Origin of the sequence: Burkholderia sp. BE17 (assembly GCF_009362305.1) — a bacterium.
Taxonomy (GTDB): Bacteria; Pseudomonadota; Gammaproteobacteria; order Burkholderiales; family Burkholderiaceae; genus Burkholderia; species Burkholderia pyrrocinia_C.
In genome coordinates this window covers 37,145-55,028 of sequence record NZ_WHNU01000005.1, presented here as the reverse complement: position 1 = coordinate 55,028, position 17,884 = coordinate 37,145, and the positions used below count along the sequence as shown (strand labels likewise).

The 17,884-nt window shown below is 61.2% G+C and carries 12 protein-coding genes; 8 read left to right on the top strand and 4 right to left on the bottom strand.

From position 1 onward, the window contains the following. Positions 1 to 23 precede the first annotated feature (23 nt). The 4 genes from GD429_RS06595 to GD429_RS06580 all read left to right on the top strand — a co-directional run bounded on the left by GD429_RS06595 (position 24) and on the right by GD429_RS06580 (position 7,249). Positions 24 to 497 (top strand): DcrB-related protein, encoded by a 474-nt coding sequence (locus GD429_RS06595; protein WP_152856221.1) that lies wholly within the window; start codon positions 24 to 26, stop codon positions 495 to 497. After that, a complete protein-coding gene (locus GD429_RS06590) occupies positions 494 to 4,789 on the top strand; it encodes an RHS repeat-associated core domain-containing protein (RefSeq protein ID WP_227791561.1) in 4,296 nt (1,431 codons plus the stop codon). The genes GD429_RS06595 and GD429_RS06590 overlap by 4 nt, the downstream gene beginning before the upstream one ends. Next, a complete protein-coding gene (locus GD429_RS06585; protein ID WP_152856220.1) occupies positions 4,783 to 5,328 on the top strand; it encodes an SMI1/KNR4 family protein in 546 nt (181 codons plus the stop codon). The genes GD429_RS06590 and GD429_RS06585 overlap by 7 nt, the downstream gene beginning before the upstream one ends. Before the next feature lie 385 nt (positions 5,329 to 5,713). Further along, the gene (locus GD429_RS06580) at positions 5,714 to 7,249 is read left to right on the top strand and encodes a hypothetical protein (RefSeq protein ID WP_321574435.1); all 1,536 of its coding nucleotides are present in this window, start codon (positions 5,714 to 5,716) and stop codon (positions 7,247 to 7,249) included. A 380-nt stretch (positions 7,250 to 7,629) separates the two neighbouring features. Here GD429_RS06580 and GD429_RS06575 read toward each other — a convergent pair whose 3' ends face one another. From GD429_RS06575 to GD429_RS06560, 3 genes are all read right to left on the bottom strand, one after another. Beyond that, positions 7,630 to 8,847: a twin-arginine translocation pathway signal protein gene (locus GD429_RS06575; RefSeq protein ID WP_152856338.1), complete on the bottom strand. Its 1,218-nt coding sequence runs from the start codon at positions 8,845 to 8,847 to the stop codon at positions 7,630 to 7,632. Between the two features lie 477 nt (positions 8,848 to 9,324). After that, entirely contained in the window at positions 9,325 to 10,113 is a 789-nt protein-coding gene (locus GD429_RS06565; protein ID WP_152856219.1) for a DNA-binding protein, read from the bottom strand. Between the two features lie 807 nt (positions 10,114 to 10,920). Then, positions 10,921 to 12,345, bottom strand: coding sequence for a replication initiation protein (locus tag GD429_RS06560; RefSeq protein ID WP_124759602.1), 1,425 nt, complete (start codon positions 12,343 to 12,345; stop codon positions 10,921 to 10,923). A 688-nt stretch (positions 12,346 to 13,033) separates the two neighbouring features. On the opposite strand from GD429_RS06560, the gene GD429_RS06555 reads away from it, so the two are divergent. From GD429_RS06555 to GD429_RS06535, 4 genes are all read left to right on the top strand, one after another. Next, positions 13,034 to 14,239: a ParA family protein gene (locus GD429_RS06555; RefSeq protein WP_152856218.1), complete on the top strand. Its 1,206-nt coding sequence runs from the start codon at positions 13,034 to 13,036 to the stop codon at positions 14,237 to 14,239. After that, positions 14,236 to 15,201, top strand: a complete 966-nt coding sequence (locus GD429_RS06550) for a ParB/RepB/Spo0J family partition protein (protein WP_152856217.1) — start codon at positions 14,236 to 14,238, stop codon at positions 15,199 to 15,201. Before GD429_RS06555 ends, GD429_RS06550 begins: the two co-directional genes overlap by 4 nt. 824 nt (positions 15,202 to 16,025) lie before the next feature. Then, positions 16,026 to 16,262 carry a hypothetical protein gene (locus GD429_RS06540; protein WP_152856216.1) on the top strand — a complete coding sequence of 79 codons (237 nt, stop codon included), beginning with the start codon at positions 16,026 to 16,028 and terminating at the stop codon, positions 16,260 to 16,262. A gap of 66 nt (positions 16,263 to 16,328) precedes the next feature. Then, positions 16,329 to 16,952 carry a hypothetical protein gene (locus tag GD429_RS06535; RefSeq protein WP_152856215.1) on the top strand — a complete coding sequence of 208 codons (624 nt, stop codon included), beginning with the start codon at positions 16,329 to 16,331 and terminating at the stop codon, positions 16,950 to 16,952. A 196-nt stretch (positions 16,953 to 17,148) separates the two neighbouring features. Here the strand turns inward: GD429_RS06535 and GD429_RS06530 are convergent, their stop codons facing one another. Then, positions 17,149 to 17,604, bottom strand: a complete 456-nt coding sequence (locus GD429_RS06530; protein ID WP_227791560.1) for a hypothetical protein — start codon at positions 17,602 to 17,604, stop codon at positions 17,149 to 17,151. Positions 17,605 to 17,884 lie beyond the last annotated feature (280 nt).

Sequence of the window (17,884 nt, the reverse complement as noted above, 5' to 3'; positions counted from 1 at the left end):
AACACGCACGACTACGACCTGCCATGCACTACGCTATCCACGAAGGCACCTTCGAATTGCCGGACGCGGCGCTCGACCGCACCGTCAACATGCTGATTCTTCCGATCGGGACGGGTGGCTTGAGCCTGGTCGTGTCGCGCGGCCGACTGCGCGACGCGGAGTCGATCGACGCCTTCGTCGATCGGGAATGGGAACTGGCGTCGCGCACCGCCAAGGACCTCACTGTGCAGACCCGACGGTCGGTGACGGTAGGACGGGCGGAATGCCCGGGCGTCCAGACGGAATCCACGCACGAGCAGGACGGCCGCACGTTTCATCAACACCAGACCGCGTTTCAGCTCGACGCAGGCGGCCAGGTGATCATCATGACGCTGACCAGCGCGGCGCCGCTGACCGACGAGCAGCGTGCGCTTGCGAACCGGATGCTCGAGAGTTTCCAGCCGCGCCCGCACGGTCCCACGGCGCCCTCGCTCGTTTCCGATAGCCACCGCCCATGAGTCAGCCCGCCGCGCGCAAGGACGATCCGTTCACCCACACCACCCTGATGGGTGACCTGATCGGCATGGGGGGCTCGCTGCTGGGCGGCATGGGCATCGGCTGGCTGCTGACTGAGGGCGCCCTGCTTGCTGCGGCCGCCGTGCTGGAAGTCGGCACGGCCGGCCTGGCTACGCCACTGGTGCTCGCGATTGGCGTGGGCGTGGCCGCCTCCATGCAGGCCTCGGGGCTGAACGACAAGATCGACGAGGCCGCGAAGGGGCTCGGCAATGCGATTTCACCGCCGCAAGTAAAAGGCCACATCAAGAGCGGCTCCCCGGACGTGTTCATCAACGGCGAACACGCTGCGCGTGCGGCCGACGGCGCCGACATGGATACCGTCGAATGTCAGGACCATCCTGGACCGCAGATGATCGCGCAGGGTTCGGACAGCGTCTACATCAACGATTTACCCGCGGCGCGCGTCGACGACAAGACCACCTGCGACGGCACGATCTCCAAAGGATCACCCGACGTGTTCGTGGGTGGCGGCACGAAAACGGTACGCGATATCAGCGCGGCGCGGCCGTGGGTTGCCTGGCTCGGCATGGCGATCGGCATTGCGCTCGCGCTGTGCGGTCGCGGCAATATGAAGTGGAGCAACCTGAAGGGCAAACTACCGTGCCTCGGGATGGGCCTATTGGCCGGTCTCGGCGGCACCCTCCTCGGCAGTCTGATGAGAGGCCACCCGGTCAACGTCATCACCGGCGGCAAGATCCTTGACGGCGCTGACGACACGGACTTCGAACTGCTAGGCCCGCTGCCGATCGTCTGGCGGCGCTTCTACAGCAGTCACGACGATCGCGCGGACAGCCTGTTCGGACCCGGCTGGAGCGTGCCGATCAGCGTCGAGCTGCAGCTTGTGCGCGAACACGGCGAAGTCGTGTCGATCACCTACTGGGACGAACAAGGCCGCGACATCGTGTGCCCGGCCGTGTCGCCCGGTGAAAGCCACTGCAGCGTGCCGGAGGGCATGTATCTGATCTGCACCGCCGGCGGCCACTACGTGGTCGAAACTGTCGACGGCCTCTATCGCGACTTCGGGCGTGCGCGGACCATTGCGGACACGGAGACGCTGAAGCTGCGGCGCCTCGAGGATCGCAACGGCAACTGGATCGAAGTGACGCACGAAACGGCCGGTGACGTCACCCGACCGGCCCGGCTGCACGACAGTGCTGGGCGCCTGTTGACGCTAGCCTACGACGATGCCCACCCGCAGCGGATCGCCGCGGTCGAGCTGACGCTCGGCGTCGACGGCGAACAATCTGAGACGCTGGTGCGCTACGCGTACACCGACGCCGGCGAGTTGGCCGCCGTAACCGACCGCAGCGGGCATACCGGCCGGAAGTTCGCATACGAGCACGGCCTGATGGTCCAGCATACGCTGCGCGGCGGCTTGCAGTGCTTCTATGCCTGGCAGGGTACAGGCCGCGACGCACGCGTCGTGCGTCACTGGACCGACGACGGCGAAGCCTACACGTTCGATGCGGATCTCACCCAGCGCGAAGTGACGATCACTGACCAACTCGGCCGCATCACGCGCTGGACGTGGAACGAGGATCGGCAACCGAGTCGTCACGTGGATGCGGAAGGCCACGTGTGGCTGCTCGAGTGGAACGCGATGCGCCAATTGATCAGCGCGACCGATCCAGCCGGCCATATGACGCGCTTCGAATACGACGAACGTGGCCGCCAGACCGCTCGCATCGACGCGCTCGGCCAGACTGCGCGTACCGAGTGGAACGGTTTTTATGACCTGCCGGTCGCGGAAATCGACCCGACCAATGCACGCTGGATCTACCGTTACGACACGCGCGGCAACCTGACGATGACGCGCGATCCAGCGGGCTTCGCGACCGAGTATCACCGCGACGAGCGCGGCCTCGTGCACACGATTCGCGACGCACGCGGCGGCTATAAATTCCTCGCATGGAACGCGCGCGCGCAGCTGACCTCTTACACTGACTGTTCGGGCAAGGCCACTCGTTTCGAGTACGACGCGCGCGGCGCGCTCGCGCGCGTGACCGATGCCGCCGGCCATGCCACCGTGTACGAAGCCGACGCGATGGGCCGCGTGACGGCAATCGCAACCGCCGACGGCGCGCGCCAGACGTTTCATTACGACGACGCCGGCCGGCTCGTCGAAGTCGTCGATCCGAACCAGCGCCGCACACGCTACGAGCTGAATCCGCGCGGCCAGCTGCTGTCGCGCACCGACGCAGCCGATCGTGTCGTGCGCTTCGGCTACGACGATGCGTTCCGGCTCGCGAGCCTGACCAACGAGAACCGCGAAACCTATCGCTTCCGCTACGATCGCCGCGACTTACTGATCGAGGAAGTCGGGCTCGACGGCAACGCGCGCGCGTACGAATACGATATGCGCGGGCTGGGCATCGCGCTGCGCGAGGGAAAGCTCCAGACCACATTCGAACGAGATGCGATCGGTCAGCTCGTCGCCAAGCAAGCCACACGCGAGCGCTGTGAATACCGTTACGACAAGGCGGGTCGGATCGCAGCGGGCGAACTGTACGCGCTCACAGGTCGCAATCCGTCGCTGAAGAATCGCGTTACCCTGAAATACGGGGCGCGCGGCGAGGTGCTCGAGGAGTACACGCCGACTGGATGGCTGGCGCACACCTACGACGAGCTCGGCAATCGCGTCAGCACCATCGTCTCGGGCGAACAGACGATCGATTGGTTGCATTACGGCTCCGGCCACGTGCACCAGATCCGCGTCGACGACGCCGCGATCGCCGACATCGAGCGCGACGATCTGCACCGCGAGGTGCTGCGCACGCAGGGCAAGCTGACCAGCCAGTTCGGCTACGACGCCGTTGGTCGCCGCGCGCGAGCGGCGGCGCAGCGCGGTGCATCGGCGGACGTACTGCTCGCCAAGCAGTGGCAGTATGACGCGGCGGGCGACGTCGTCCAGAAGCGCGATCAGCGCTACGGTACGACGAGCTACAGTTTCGACCCGACCGGCCGCATTGAGCAGGCGACGGGGCCAGGCCTGCCGTCCGAGGTGTTCCGCTGGGATGCCGCCGCGAACCTGGTATCGAGCGACCACCCGGGCGGCTACGTCGAACACAACCGGCTCAGGATGTTCGAGGACAAGCGCTTCGAGTATGACGCATACGGGCGGCTCGTGCGCAAGCTGAGCGGCCACGGCCCCGCCAGAGAGCAGACGCTCGAATACGACGACTGGAATCAGCTGAAGACCGTCGTGACGAAGGACCGGCTCGGCGTGTCGACCACGCACTTCGAATACGACGCGTTCGGCCGTCGTATCCGCAAGCTCAACGGCAGCTATACGAGCACGGATTTCCTGTGGGACGGCATGCGACTCGTACAGGAGATCTATCACGACCGCCTCGGCGAAGAGGCGCTGACGTACCTATACGAGCCGGACAGCTATGTACCGCTCGCGCGGATCGATCAGGCGGCGCCCGCGGCGAACGATGACGATGCGCGCGACACCGTCTACTATTTCCATAACGACGTGTCGGGGTTGCCCGAAGAGCTGACCGACGTCGGCGGCGAACTGGTCTGGCAGGCTCGCTACAAGGTGTGGGGCAACGCAGTTCAGGAGGAATGGATCGCGCGAGCGCCGCAGCGGCCGACGCCGGCGTGGGGCGAAGCACAGGCCGCGGCCCCCGTGCCGACGCACGTGCCGCGGCCGCAGAACCTGCGCTTCCAGGGGCAGTATCTGGATCGCGAGACCGGGCTGCATTACAACACTTTCCGGTTCTACGATCCGGATATCGGACGCTTCATCAATCCGGATCCGATTGGGCTGATCGGTGGGACGAACTTGTATCAGTACGGGCCGAATTCGATCGTATGGATTGACCCGTGGGGCTGGGCGGCCGATAGGTTGCCACGCACCAACGGCCGCTGGGACGGTGAACCTGGGAACAGCAACTGGTATTCTGACAATGCGAAAGTAAATGCCATTACAGGCAATGATCCGATTCCTTTCAAGGGGGGACGCCCTGACTTCTCTGCATGGTCAAAGGGTACGCTAACCTTCGAGAAAGACGTACTTAACGGTACGCGGGCTGATTTCCCAACGGTCTATGCTGAGCTTGGTCGAATCAAAGGAATTAGTGCGAACGCTGCCAAGAATCTATTGAAAGAGAAGGGACTTACGCCCCATCATTTGAGTGCGACGGAAATTCAGTTCATTCCATCTGATCTACATGGAAATGTCCCGCACACGGGATCTGCGGCAGATATGAGGAAGGCGCGATGCTAGACAAACTTTCGCAACTCGGAGCAATCCCTAACGAATTGTCGTCGGAAAGGAAGATGCAACTTTTAGCTTCCTTGGAGGCTGAGGTTGGACCGCTTCCGGACGACTATAGAAACTTGCTGCTGCATTTCGGCGGGGACATAGAGTTCAATTCGCTCATCAAGTTTCGGTCTGATGAACCGTCACCCTGGGCAGCAGACGACGGCACCGATTCTTTAGATTTTCTCTACGGACTGTCGAGCAAATACGGATCGGCGATGCTCGAGAGGTTTGAGACGTATAAGGGCCGTATTCCGGCTGATTGGATTCCAATCGGAGAAGCGCCGGGTGGGAACCAAGTCTGCCTGAGGATTTCGCCATCGGGCGGCGCTCATTCGGTCGAATTCTGGGATCATGAAAGCGAGGTCGGTCCTGGCTTGCCACCACACGGTACAGGCTTAACTAGAATCACCGACACTCTGCAGGATTTTGTTAGCCGTCTAACTCCGGAGGATCCGCCGGAGAATGCGCCACGTGCCGTAAAGGTGGATCTTCAGTTCTAACCTGAAAGCAGGATGTTCTCGTTTCTGATTCAGCCGAGTCGGAGGTGAAGCATGCGCATAAGAGTGAGGTAAGAAAGCTTTCATGCAGACCTATCGTCCGATTCAGGATTTGCTTGGTGAGCTTCACCGAACCGTCGAACGCGATGGGGTCGACGGTGTCCGAGGTGGCGTATACGTTCAGTCCTGTTGATGTGGCCGACTGGGCAAATCTGCTGATGTCCAACAGGTCTATCCTGGCTTGGCATCGCAACTCGCCGATCACCAGAAGGGTCGCACGATGCTGATGCTCGCAATCGACGGCTGGATTGACGCGAGCGACTTCGGCAAATAATCCAGCGAAAACTCGCTGCCGTCACGCGGCACGATCACGAATGGAAGGCTTCGGGTGCACCAGGTGAATTCTCGTGAGGTCGACGTCAATTCGTTGGCCTTCCAATCAGGATCACACGTTGTCCTTCGCGATGGCGCGACGCTCTCGACCGGCGACCTGTTCCAGGTTGCGCTGATGGGTTCGATGGCGCTGAACGGACAACCGGTCCGGATCGTGGGGCTGCTGCCCGGCGTGACCCTATGGGTGACGACCGGCGCGCTCCAACCGGACGACGGAGAAGATCGGGAAGGATTGCTGGACGGAATCTGGCAGCAAATCCGCCCCAAGCTGATCGAGTGGGTGACGATGCCGGTGTCGCCCGCCGACGCAACGATGGTCCTCGGCGACCATCTGCGCCTGCAGGTTGGGTGGGATGGCCGCTCTCGCGGCCGCGCCAGCACGATGATTATCGAGGTCCGGCATGACGCCACCGCCGTTGCCCTCTACGCTAAACGGCGTCGGCATTCGCCCTTGGTCGAACGGCCACGGACGGGCGAGGAACATGCGCGGAGCCAACGGGCCATCATCCGCGACCAGCTCGTGGATGCATTGCGGCGCGCCGGTGACACCGCAGATCCGAAGCTGGCTCGCTTGCCTGGCCTGATCCGGTACCGCGTCACTGGTGCGATGAGCGCCTGGCACGAGCTGCGCGACACCGTCGACGCAATTGTGTCTCCATCGCTGACTCAAGCATTGCAGACGTGGGGCCTGATAGCGCTGGTCCGCTACATCGATCAGTTCACGCACGACCTGTTACCCGACGGCGCAGACGGCTATTCCGCCGAACAGGTCCGGATGCTCGCGCAATTCAGCGCCGTGTGGCTGGCATTTGAGGTCCGCAACGGCGTGTTCTATGAACCGACTCCACCCCTGCACCGGCTGCTCGACGCAGCATACATTGCCGACGACGTACCGATCGGCATGCTGACATTGCCTGCCGATACGTTGTGCATCATTCCCGAGCCGGTTCGCTGGGGCCGCACGGGCGAAGTGGAGGCGATCGCGATCTTCCGGACCGCGCGTGCCTTGGGTTTCGCGACGTGGACCTATCGGAAGGACGTGGGCTCGATGGTCATGATGGACGCGATCAGCCTGTCGCTGAACGATCCGGACAAGACCATTCACACCCTGTTGGACGAGTCGTTCCAGGATTCGGTGTATACCGACGACGCGGAGGCCCGTTCTTTGTGGCGCCACGCGCTCGACTATGCGATCAAGATGCTACTGTATCTGAACGCGCGCGATGCGCAGGTCGTGCATGATCAAGCGTATTCGAATGCACCGCGCAACTTTGCTGGGCTTGGCAAGCGCAAGCGTGCCGAGCGGCTCGCCGAGATCGAGCAACTCTACGATCGGCATGTCGTCGGGCCTGCAATTCTTGATGCCGAGTCGGCGAACAACGTCCCGACGGACGGCCCGCACCACGAAGTGCGGGGCCATTGGCGGCGACCGCATTTCCGGATGCAGCCGCATGGGCCGCAGGCATCGTTGCGCAAATTGGTCTTCATCGGCCCGACGATCGTGCGGCCGGATCGCCTTGGTCTGGCATGATGCGCGGGCCGAGATTCAGTCACGAGTAAAACGGACGTCACCTTTTCACACCTTGGCGTCGTCAGAACGAAGACAGGCTGTTCGTCGTTCGCCGCCGCCATGCCGTCGAATCGATGGACTGCGGAGGTCATCAATACACGCGAAATCTGGGTATTAGATCATATGACGATTAGGATAACTCATTCTAGGCGGCCTGCTCCAGACAGATAGTCAATGATTGTTACGTCGCAAGAGCATGGCTTCGGCACTGGCGGGCACACGTGCAGGCCTTCTCGCACCAGCAGCGTCGAACCACCCTTCGTTTCAGGCAGTCCGCAAATGATGAACAACGGCGGCACTTACGCTCAGCAGCGCGTAAGTGCATGTTCATCCCGCGCCCTCTACGCTGCCCGTGGCCGGCCGGAACCCGAATGCACGAGCCGAGGACGTTGCCCGGCGAATACCCGGGCGTCTGAACGATGCTCGCCGCTGGGCGCTTCGCTCATCACCTCTAGGAACTGGCGCCGCAACCGCATCGCCTTGTCTTGGGAGCACTTCAAAAACGTCCGGATTTCCTTCACGGTTGGCCGGAGCTGCCCTTCCGCGATTGCATGAGTGAGAACCACCAAGTCGGAGTGCGTGACGCGCCCCGTGCACCCATCGCGCGACGGATAAGTCGCGGCGGCGTCTACCGCGTGACTCGACGTGACCGGGGCGTTACTTGCCGCGGCCGGTGCGGGCTGCGCCTCGACGCGGCATCGGGATGTCGTGACTGGGACGTGACTCGCGGCAGCCACGCTGGAATCGGACACGATCGAAGGCTGCGGGTGGCCGCCGGCATCGCGCCGGGCCGGCGGCAGCGCAAGCAGCCAGCAGAGGCATGCCACGCACTCGAGCACCGAGCCGTAGATGAGTGCAACCGCAAGGTCGACGGTTTCGCGAGAAACGTCCAGCCAAGCCGCCGCCCGCGCGGTGACCGGATCGATTCGAGCCAGTTCTTCGCGCGCCTCCTGGCGTTCGTTCGCTACTCGCATCCGGTCGATGGTTTGTTCGCGCCGGCGACCTTCGGCTGCCTCGACGTCGAAGGCAGCAAGCTGCGCGGAAAGCGACTCGCGCCGAACGGCGAGTTGTTCGCAGCGGGTCGTGCATCGTGAATTGCGGGCGACTGCGAGCTGCTGCGTCACGCGCGCTTGATCGCGCGCGATCTCAGCCAGGCTGCGGCCAGCGGCCGGCGGTGCATCGGCCGCCTGGACGCTGCGATGGAGCGTCGTCGCCCTCACGTCACCCGCGTGGCGCTGCGCAGCCAAGAAAAACGTGGCGTGACCATATCCGGTGCTAACCATGCAGACGATCCATAACGCCATCGCGAGCAGGCGGACGTTCGCTCCGGCGCCGCGCGACAGCGCAGGGATCAGGTGTGCACCGAGAAGTAGGACCACGCCGACAGCCGCCCACACCGCGCGCTCGACCGGAAGCCCGCCACGCTCGATGCCGGCGACGACGGAGATCCATAGCGATGTGCCACTCGCAAGCGTGGCGAGCAGCCATCCGCAGGCGCGGGACGAAGAGAACGGTAGGCAGCGCGATAGCTGCCCGGACGCAGGCGCGATGTTGTTCAAGATAGCCTCTTTGATTTGCGGTTGACCCCGCTTCCCATCGCCAAATGGGGTGAGCGGGCACAAGGCAGGGTTGGCGAACCGGCAATCAAAGAAACCGGCAGACCGTAAGGTCTCCCCACCGAGGCCCGCCCATAGAAGCGGCGCGCAGAGGCCATCGGCACAAAAAAGACCGCAGGGCGCGGTCTTGTGCGCTTTGATTGTACGGGTCGCCAAACCCGACGCCTGTTGTCTCAGGCGTGCGCCCAGTATATCGACAGGGGCTTCTGTTTACAAGCGGGTGCGCCCTCGTCTGGGGTAAGGGAGGCGTGGGAATGAGATCTTTTATGCAACTAACGGTCATTGCGCTTCCTGCTCGCAAGCCCAGGCCCCATCGCACCACCCTCGCCCTCTTGCCTCCAAGAACGGGGGCGCACCGCGTGCGCGACACATCCGGTGCATAGCCGGGAGGCAAGGCCTCTTGCGCGGCCTCGCCGGTCATCACGACAACTTCGTTTTGACCCGCTTCGCCGGTCGGCGTCCAGTTTGCCCGCGCAATTGCGCCGCCTGTTCGCCGGCCACCCTCGCCTCCGATCGCGCTCGCTCCGCGTCAGCCTCGGCACGCTCGGTGAGCGCTCTCGCCTCCTCAAGCCGCGCACTCAAATCAGTCTTCTGCGAGTCAAGGACGGCGGCCGATTGTTCTGCAGCAATACGCGCCAGACGTTCCCGCTCGAGTTCGCCTCGCACGGCCGTGAGATCCATTTCCAATCTCGGCATCGCCTCCAAACGCAGCAGTGCCTTCGCGAGTTCGGTTCGGGCTTGTTCGGCCGCCTGGCGCTCGCGCGCGGCCTCATCCCGCGCCGCGGCGAGATCGAGGGCCAATTGCCCGGCTTTACCCTCGGCTTCGGCCTTGTCGATCGACAGGGCCTCGATTTCGTCGTCACGGGTCGCGATGAGATCCGCCTGTCGTTCGTTTTCGCTGGCGAGATCGGCGGCCGCTTGCTGGAGATCAGCGAGTTCGGCCTCGAGTGTCGCTCGAGCCGCCGAGAGCTCCAAAGCCATCCAATCGACGATCGCGCGCTGCAGTGCCGCCGGCACCGCGAGGGTCGGACTGGGCTGTTGGTCCTGTCCCGCTTTCCAACGTTGGAGGAACTTGGTGATCGTGCCCATGCTGCCGACCCCGCCCAACCGTTCGCGGACACCGCGCAGGGTCGGCTTGACCCCCTCGGCCTTCATCGTGTCCGCGATAGCGTAGACCTGTTCTGCGGTGATGGTAGCTTCGCGACCCATTATTGACCTCGTTACGATACGATATGATTGATACGATACGTTATGATACGAAACGTTCGAAAGCAAGTGCGTTTGTCGATCCATGGTAGCGGTCTATCGCACGCAGCACTCAACCAAGTCCGGCCTCGGTGGCGCCGATCGGCGCAGTCGCCAGCTCCACATCGGCCATCCCGGCCTCGATGAAGTGGTGGCGAGCTTGACGCACATCTGATCGAACACTTGAAGGGCCGGCGGCCTGAACCGGCGCTGGCGCGCTGAGACGCCGGCCGCTCGGATTCAGAGCACTAGAGCGTTGGCGGGACGGGGGTGCGAGGCGCACCACCCCTGTGAGGGTGGTTCGGCCGCGGTTTCGCATGCGAAACCCCAGGTCTTTGATGGGACGGGCGCTACTGCGACGGTCGACTGGCTTTTAATACCAGCACGAAGCTTTGCAATCAGTCGCCGCGTAGGCGGGTAGATCGCCCGCCGGATGCGATAGCGTGGAAACCACGGGTTGTAATTCGTGATCCTCGGATCGCCAACGAGTGCTACTGTGATCAGGACCCAGTAATCCTCGAGGCTATCGACATGCTTGAATCTGGTCGACAGCCCGAATACCTCAAAGAAAAATTGGGCCGCAAATGCATCCGCGGCGCGCTGCACTGCGAACATCATCACAAGAGGTAGGCACCAACCAGATGGGGTCTGCGCGTCACTGCCCCGGGTTGCAGTGTGTGGCAAGCCGAAGGCAGGGCCGGTGCCCAATCGCGATCAAACTCGTCATCGGACTTAGCTCCTTGAAGCGCTGGTAACGACGAAGTATGTGAGTTAGAGGCCAGTGGCTTTTCGAGCCACAGCTCGGGTCTTCATGAAGACGCTTTGTCCGAGCCCCCCACGCAGCAAGGGCGCAGCAAGAATATCGTCAACAGTCGCCGTGCGTTTGTCGATTCCGTTGCGGGTCATTAGGAAGCCATTAGTCGGCGCATGGACGAATTCGCGAAACCACTCGTCCTGTTGCTCTGGCGATGCAGCCATAAATAGCGCGATCCCTTGCTCGGACTGACTGGTATTTCTGTCGCGTGCCGCCAACTCAACGGCCGACACATGCAGCTCGCGCTGAACATCACGAGCGCGCGCTGAGGCTTCCTTTACCTGCTCGTCAAGGTCGAGAATTTGTTGCGCCTGGGCGTTGACACGCTCCAACTCGGACAATTTGCGGCCGTTTTTGATCGCGTCCATGCAGTACCCACGGACCGTTTTGAGTTTTCCTTGTTCGGCCTTGGCCTTGGTATAGTCGTAGGCATTCCGCAATCGCTCAACCGTGTAAAACGCGCGGTCCTGGTCGATCTTGTCTATGTCCGTTTGCGAGAGTCCCGCACCGTCCATCAACAGACGGTACACCTCGATCCGGTCATTGGGAACATGGAATAATGTATCTAGTGGCGCTTTCCGCTTGATTCGAAAGCGAGTGAAGCCGGTCTTTCGCGTTCCCGGCACGTTTTTCGTGTCCGAGCGGAGCCGAGTAATTTCCAGGTGCGAGTGTTGGTTGATCTGCTTGATCGCAGGCTCAATGTGGTCCCGGTTGAAATACTTGTATTCGACCGGCCCACTTGCTTTACTGTCGAGCCAGCCCTTCATCTCTTCGGTCGAAAAAAAATCCGTAACGACCTCGTCTTCGGACGCATAAGGCATCAGGTGATCATAGAGCACCCGAGCGAATGTCGTATTGAACTGCGTTGTGACTCGCAGGCTCAGCCAGTGGGTTTTCTGCGGCCCTCGCAACAGCGGCACAATTTCCGGCGGAACGCGAAAGCGGATGCGGCCGTCGTCGATCGAAACACGATTAATCAACTGTAGCGAGCCAAAGGGATGAGTGTCTTCGCTACCGATGGGACCAGAGACCTGAATCAGAGCCTTTTGAGCTGCGGTAATAGCGTCCCGCAAGTTGCGGTTGCTGTTCCCGGCCGGGTAACGCATCAGCCATTTGAAAAAGCCCAGGTCCTCGTCGTAAATTGCCTCTTCGGTTTCGCGCTGTGCGACGATGAAATACGCTGCATCAATCAACCGCCTTCCGAGGACGGTGAGATCAAGTATACGAACTAGAAGGTTGTTCCTCAGGAACCCGATGTCCGTCGTCGCAGTTTCAATCGGCCTATAGCCTTCGTCCGCAGCCGCTGAGAACAGTTCCAGAGCCAGTTGTTGCGACGTGGCAAGTTGGCCGCGTTCGGACATCCCCTCTTCCACCTTATCCATTGATCATGGGGCTGAACGTTACGCGCGCATTCGGTGTGCTGTCAAGAGACGAAGCTCACCGGCCATATCTCCCGCCGGCGTTCAGCCGCTCCCAGGACCGGCAGAAGCCTCACCGTTTGAGCGGCAAAACCCTCACCGATCGGCAAAGCCGCCACTGCTGGGCCGGCAATTCTCTCTTGGAGGCCGCTATTCACACCCCCAATGCCGCCAAAAGGCTCACCGATTCAACGCTAAGCCTTTGATTAAGAAGCAAATGGGTTGTCTCTGTAAGTTTGTCGGTGTTGTTTTTTAAAACAACGAACGAACTGACGCCTAGCTGAAATGCTCGAAATTGCGGCGCTTTGGCTGGTCGATCAAGGCTCAGGAAGCAACGGAACCGCCGAGATCGCCGCTTTGGCGATGGGATTCGGCAATCGAGCGGTGAGCCTTTTGCCGCGCTCCCCTTTGCTCTCCTCCCAGGCCGGTTGGAACCTAAGCTTCAAATTGACACGAGCTGAGTCCTCTGAAGGCCCGAAAACACACGGTCTGGGAGGTGTAAACGCCGAAATACGGATGTGGAGACGAATTTTCTAGCTAACTTTGGATCAGGCGCGTATTCTTGGGTTTGTCGTAAAAATTCGACCAACCCAAGAATTCTGTGGAAAGCCGAAAATACGAGGCTTTCCCGAAACTGATGAGGACACCCACGATGAAGATGAGTGAGTTGCCAGCGGTTGAGCGGCGAGTCAATCTGTCTGATTTGAGCCAGTTTGCCGCGCGCTTGGAAATGAAGACGAAGGACCTTCGGGAAGAGATTTTAGCTCCCCGACCTCGCAAAAGTCCTCCAGTCTTCACCACGACCGAACTTGCGGAACTGTGCGGGCTAGAGCGAAACAAGATCCAGTACCACTATAACCGCGAGAACAATCCGCTCCCAGCAGGAGAACCGCAAGGAAATGGTCGCTCACGTCTATTCACGCTGGCGGAGGCGCGTCTCTGGGTACAGGAAGCCTCCGCTATCTGGCAATCTCCGGTGAAGACCGGAGTAGGAACTCACCACGCCGCAGTGCTTTCAACAGCGAACTTCAAGGGTGGATCGTGCAAGACGACGACCGCAATGTGTATCGCGCAAGGGCTCTCGCTCCGCGGCCGCAAAGTATTGCTGATCGACCTGGATCCCCAAGCTTCACTGTCGGAACTCTGTGGCCTTTACGCCGAGAAGGATGTGACGTGGGAAGACACCGTGCTGCCCTACATCTACGACCCGGATAAAGTGACGCTCGGTGAGAAAGTTCAGAGCACCTACTGGGACGGCATCGACCTCATCCCTGCGAACAACTTCATGCACGACGCGGAGTTTTTTATACCGAGCCAGGTCGTTGGCAACTCAAAGTATGAATTTTGGGCAGTGCTACGGAAAGGTCTCGAACCGCTTCGCTCACGATATGACTACATCGTCTTAGACAGTGCACCGTCGCTGTCCTATTTGACGATGAACGGCATGATTGCGGCTGATTCACTGGTGATGCCGCTGGTCCCTGAGAGCCTTGACTTCATCTCGTCCGTGTCCTTCTGGACGTTATTTTCGGCCGTGGCGGAGACCTTCTCGAAGCACGAAGTACAGAAGAGCTACGACTTTGTTTCGGTACTTCTTTCGAAGGTCGATAACGCCAGTACGTCGTCTTCCCACATTGTGCGTGATTGGGCCCGGCAGTCATATGAGGAATGGCTTTCACCGATCGAGATCCCGGCATCGAGCGTTATGAGCAACGGCGCGCTTGCATTCTCGACGGTCTTCGACCTTTCGAGGGGGGATGCGGTCGCAAAGACTCTTTCGCGCATCCGGCAACCACTGACAGACTATTGTCGGTGGATCGACGACCAGTACGTTGCGAAATGGAGGGGCGCAGAATGAGCAACCTCCGTGAACGCATGAAAGCCAAGACGGCGAACATGAAGTCGACGAGCGAATACGATACGCCTACCGAAACCAATGGGGCGAGTGCTCGGACGGCGCCCGGGATGGCCGCAGCGTTGGCAAACGCTAACCGTCGGATCGAAGAGTTGGAAAAGACCGGGCCGTCTTCGGTGCTTCCCGTGGCGGACATCGTGCCCAACCCTTGGCAGCCTCGACGAATCTTCAACGAAGAGAAGATGACCCAACTTGCGGAATCGATCCGCGAGGCCGGCTTGGCGCAACCGATTGTGGTACGTCAAGCCAAGACAGGCTACCAGATTGTGGCCGGCGAGCGCCGCTGGCGGGCGCACAAGATGATCGGAATGGAAACGATCAAGGTCACACTCGTTGACATCTCCGACGAGGAGATGGCAATGCTCGCGTTGGTTGAGAACGTCGTTCGGGATGACCTGTCCGATTACGAGATTTCACGATCAATCCGGGATACGGAGAAGGAGTTTCCGAATAAGAAGCGGATGGCCGAAGCGTTAGGACTCAACCGCACTATGCTGTACCGGTACCTAGCTTTTGGGGAACTGCCCGAATTCGTTGTTCGCGATCTAGAGATTAACCCACGCCTCCTCGGCTCGAACGGAGCGTTTGATCTGGCAGCGGTACTCAAGAATAAGGACCGGCGCGCGCATGAGATTGCGTCGGAATTATGGGCGCGAGTGGTTGCTGGGGATCTGGATCAAACCAAGCTCGCGAAGGCCTTGAAGGATGCAATAGACAATGAAGGAAAGTCGGGGTCGGTTACTGACCGTAGCATTGAGAAGATTTTCTCGGGGAAGGCGCAAGCAGGGTCAATAACAAAGGACGCAGGGGGGCTTTCGGTAAAGATCAAGGCAGGCGCCTTGACGCCCGAAATGGAGGGGAGAATCCGCTCGTTCGTTACCGGGCTATTCACGGAAAACGAGTAGGGGAATAGGCGCCGCAGATGATAAGAGTCCGCCAAGGTTCGACTTAAACAGATGGTCAGTCTGACCAAAACAGCCCGATCTGGCTAGCCGATCGGGCTGTTTTTATTGGTGTTCTAGTAGAACACTTTGCTGGCCCTTTCGCTGGAGTGTTCTACTAGAACACTCGCCGTCCCACAACAAGGCGCTACGAGATGGTGGCCGCACCCGCTTCGCCTAGCCCATCAGTCAGCGTGCGCACTTTGCGCTGGAGGCCTCTATGGGATGTCCCCGCCCCAGACTTTTCTGACTTCACCCGGCGAAAGCGCGCTCTACTCCTGAAGATATCAAAAGAGTTCGAGCGCTAATGGGATAGTGGCGCCCCCGTGACTTGACCACATTGCGGTCAAGTCCGGACCGAGAACCGCAAGTCCGAAAGCCTTTGCGGGTGCGATTTTTAGTGGGGCCTCAGTAGGTGGGGCAAGACCAACTCTGCTCGGCCGCATTGATATCTTTCGTGAAGCAGAATAGAGTCTCGAGCACTCTTGAACCGGTGCTCTGGACGGTTGCGGGCCGAGCTCGAGAAGCAATGCCCGCATCGCCGCCAACGACATGCTGATCGCCGCGCATGCGCTGGACGTCGACGCCATCCCAAGTCACGGCCAACACGGCTGAATTTACCCGCGTCGCTGGGCTGCCGATCGAAAACCGGCTGCGGCCGGCGACGTAATGTGTGGACCAGACTTCGCAGGAAGGAAAGCAGCGCTGTACCGCGTGTAGGAAAACGGTGTCGAGCGGTCCGTTTTTTCACAGGTACGATCGACGTTTTCACTTTGATGGGACCGACCATGACCCTACGCGATCGCGTTCTGGCTCACGCCGCTGCAACGAAGCGTCTCCTGAAGGCGCGCGACGCCACCCCGATCCGCTACGCCGGCCCGCTCGGTGTGGAGTGTGTGCAGCGCAATGTCCGCGTGCTCGATTACGACGTCGACACGCTTCTGTTTATCAGCCCCTATTTCGACCCCGAGTCCGGTCGAAGCATTGGCAGTCTGGCGGAGATCGACGCGGCGCCGACGACTTGATCGGCACGCGTCGGCCGCCGGCGCACCCATTGATGCATCCTGAAACCTTACGCAACGAACCGTCCCATGGAACCGACCGCCGAGCTTGAGGCCGCCCGTCACCGCTTGCGCGAACTGCGCGCCGAGTTTTACCAACGCTATGCCGACCGTCAGGCGTTGATGGACCGAAAGATAGCCGAGCACCCGGATCAGCAGTTCCATCCGGACGCGGAAGCCCAGCACGTGATCGCCCAACAGCAGGCGGTCCTGAATGAGTGGATCGCCTACGCGGCGGCCGTCGTCGAGCAATTCGATGCGAAGCCGACGTCTGAGGTGTTCCACTTTCTGATCGAGCACGATCCGATTCTTGAGTCGACGTTCGGCGCTTCACCAATCCAGCTGGCGACTAAAAAGGGGACCTTGCGCCGGCTCGTGCTGGTGACGACGGACGATGGCCGAAAGCTGAAGTGGATCGGGCTGTTTCTGGCGAGTGGCCAATGGGTGGGGCTCGAGAACTGCGAGGCAGAGGAACTGTGGTCCCCGCGAGAACGCGAGATCGCGAACGAGGGGCGCTATGTCGAGCCGAACCTCGACATTCAGCTCATCAAGGACGGCCAACTCGTCGACGGGACCATGACGAACGAGGGGCTGTTCTTTCCGATTGACGGGCCGCTCGCGTTTCTCAACGCGCATCGCGCGTGCGGCGACTGACCGACGTGAATGCCTGAACCCGGCTGCGGCCGGGTTGTGGTGGCGCACCGTCAATGTCGAACTCTCCCTATTGGTATGCCAAGACGGTCCGCTTGATCACGCAAATACTTCCCCCAACGCGGCTCCGGTCGGGTTTTTCATGGGTTTCTCGATCCTGTATCCAGATATATCTCCATACAGCATACGGCTTGGCGAACTACGCCTCGCCGTGGCGTTCGGCCCGGCCAGCGGTGCGGATCGCGCCGGCGGCCGCCGCGGCCCTCGCCGTGAACTGCTGCCAGGCGATCTCGAGCTCGACCATTTCGGCCTCGGCGTCGGCCGTCAGCCGCTCCCTGTGGTCCGCCAGCCAGGCGACCAGCGCCTCGGCATCGGCCCGGTCGTCCGCGCGGCGCCCGGGCGTCGCGAAGTGGCGGTGCAGGTCGTTGACCGACACCGCGTGGCCGAACAGCACGCGCATCAGCTGCCGCGTGGTGGTGATCGTCGCGTCGGGCGGGGGCGGGGCGATCGCCTGGACGAACGCAATCACCGCTCGCGCCCGGGCCCGGCGCTTGATGCCGCTCATCAGGCCGCGCAGGTGCCGGCTGCCGAGATCGGGGTGCGCGAGCATGGCCTGCACGGCCGCGTCGTGATCGGCCGGCGTGAAGAAGGGCATCGTCAAACCGTACTGTATGGAGATATATCTTTATACAGCACGGTATTTCGGCCGTCGAGCCGGGTGCAAAAATGCCACATCTGATAACTCTGCGCATCAGACGTTGCGCCGGATAGCGGGGGCGACGCCACATGGATGGAGAGCGGCATTGAACTTGCCCGGCCGGCATCTGACTCGAGCCGAGCAGGGGAGGGCGGAGAGAGGCGGATCGTCACCCTCGAAATCGGCCTTGCTGGCCGGTCCAGCAGCGCCTATGCTGGATGCGCGGCGGTCTTTCGGG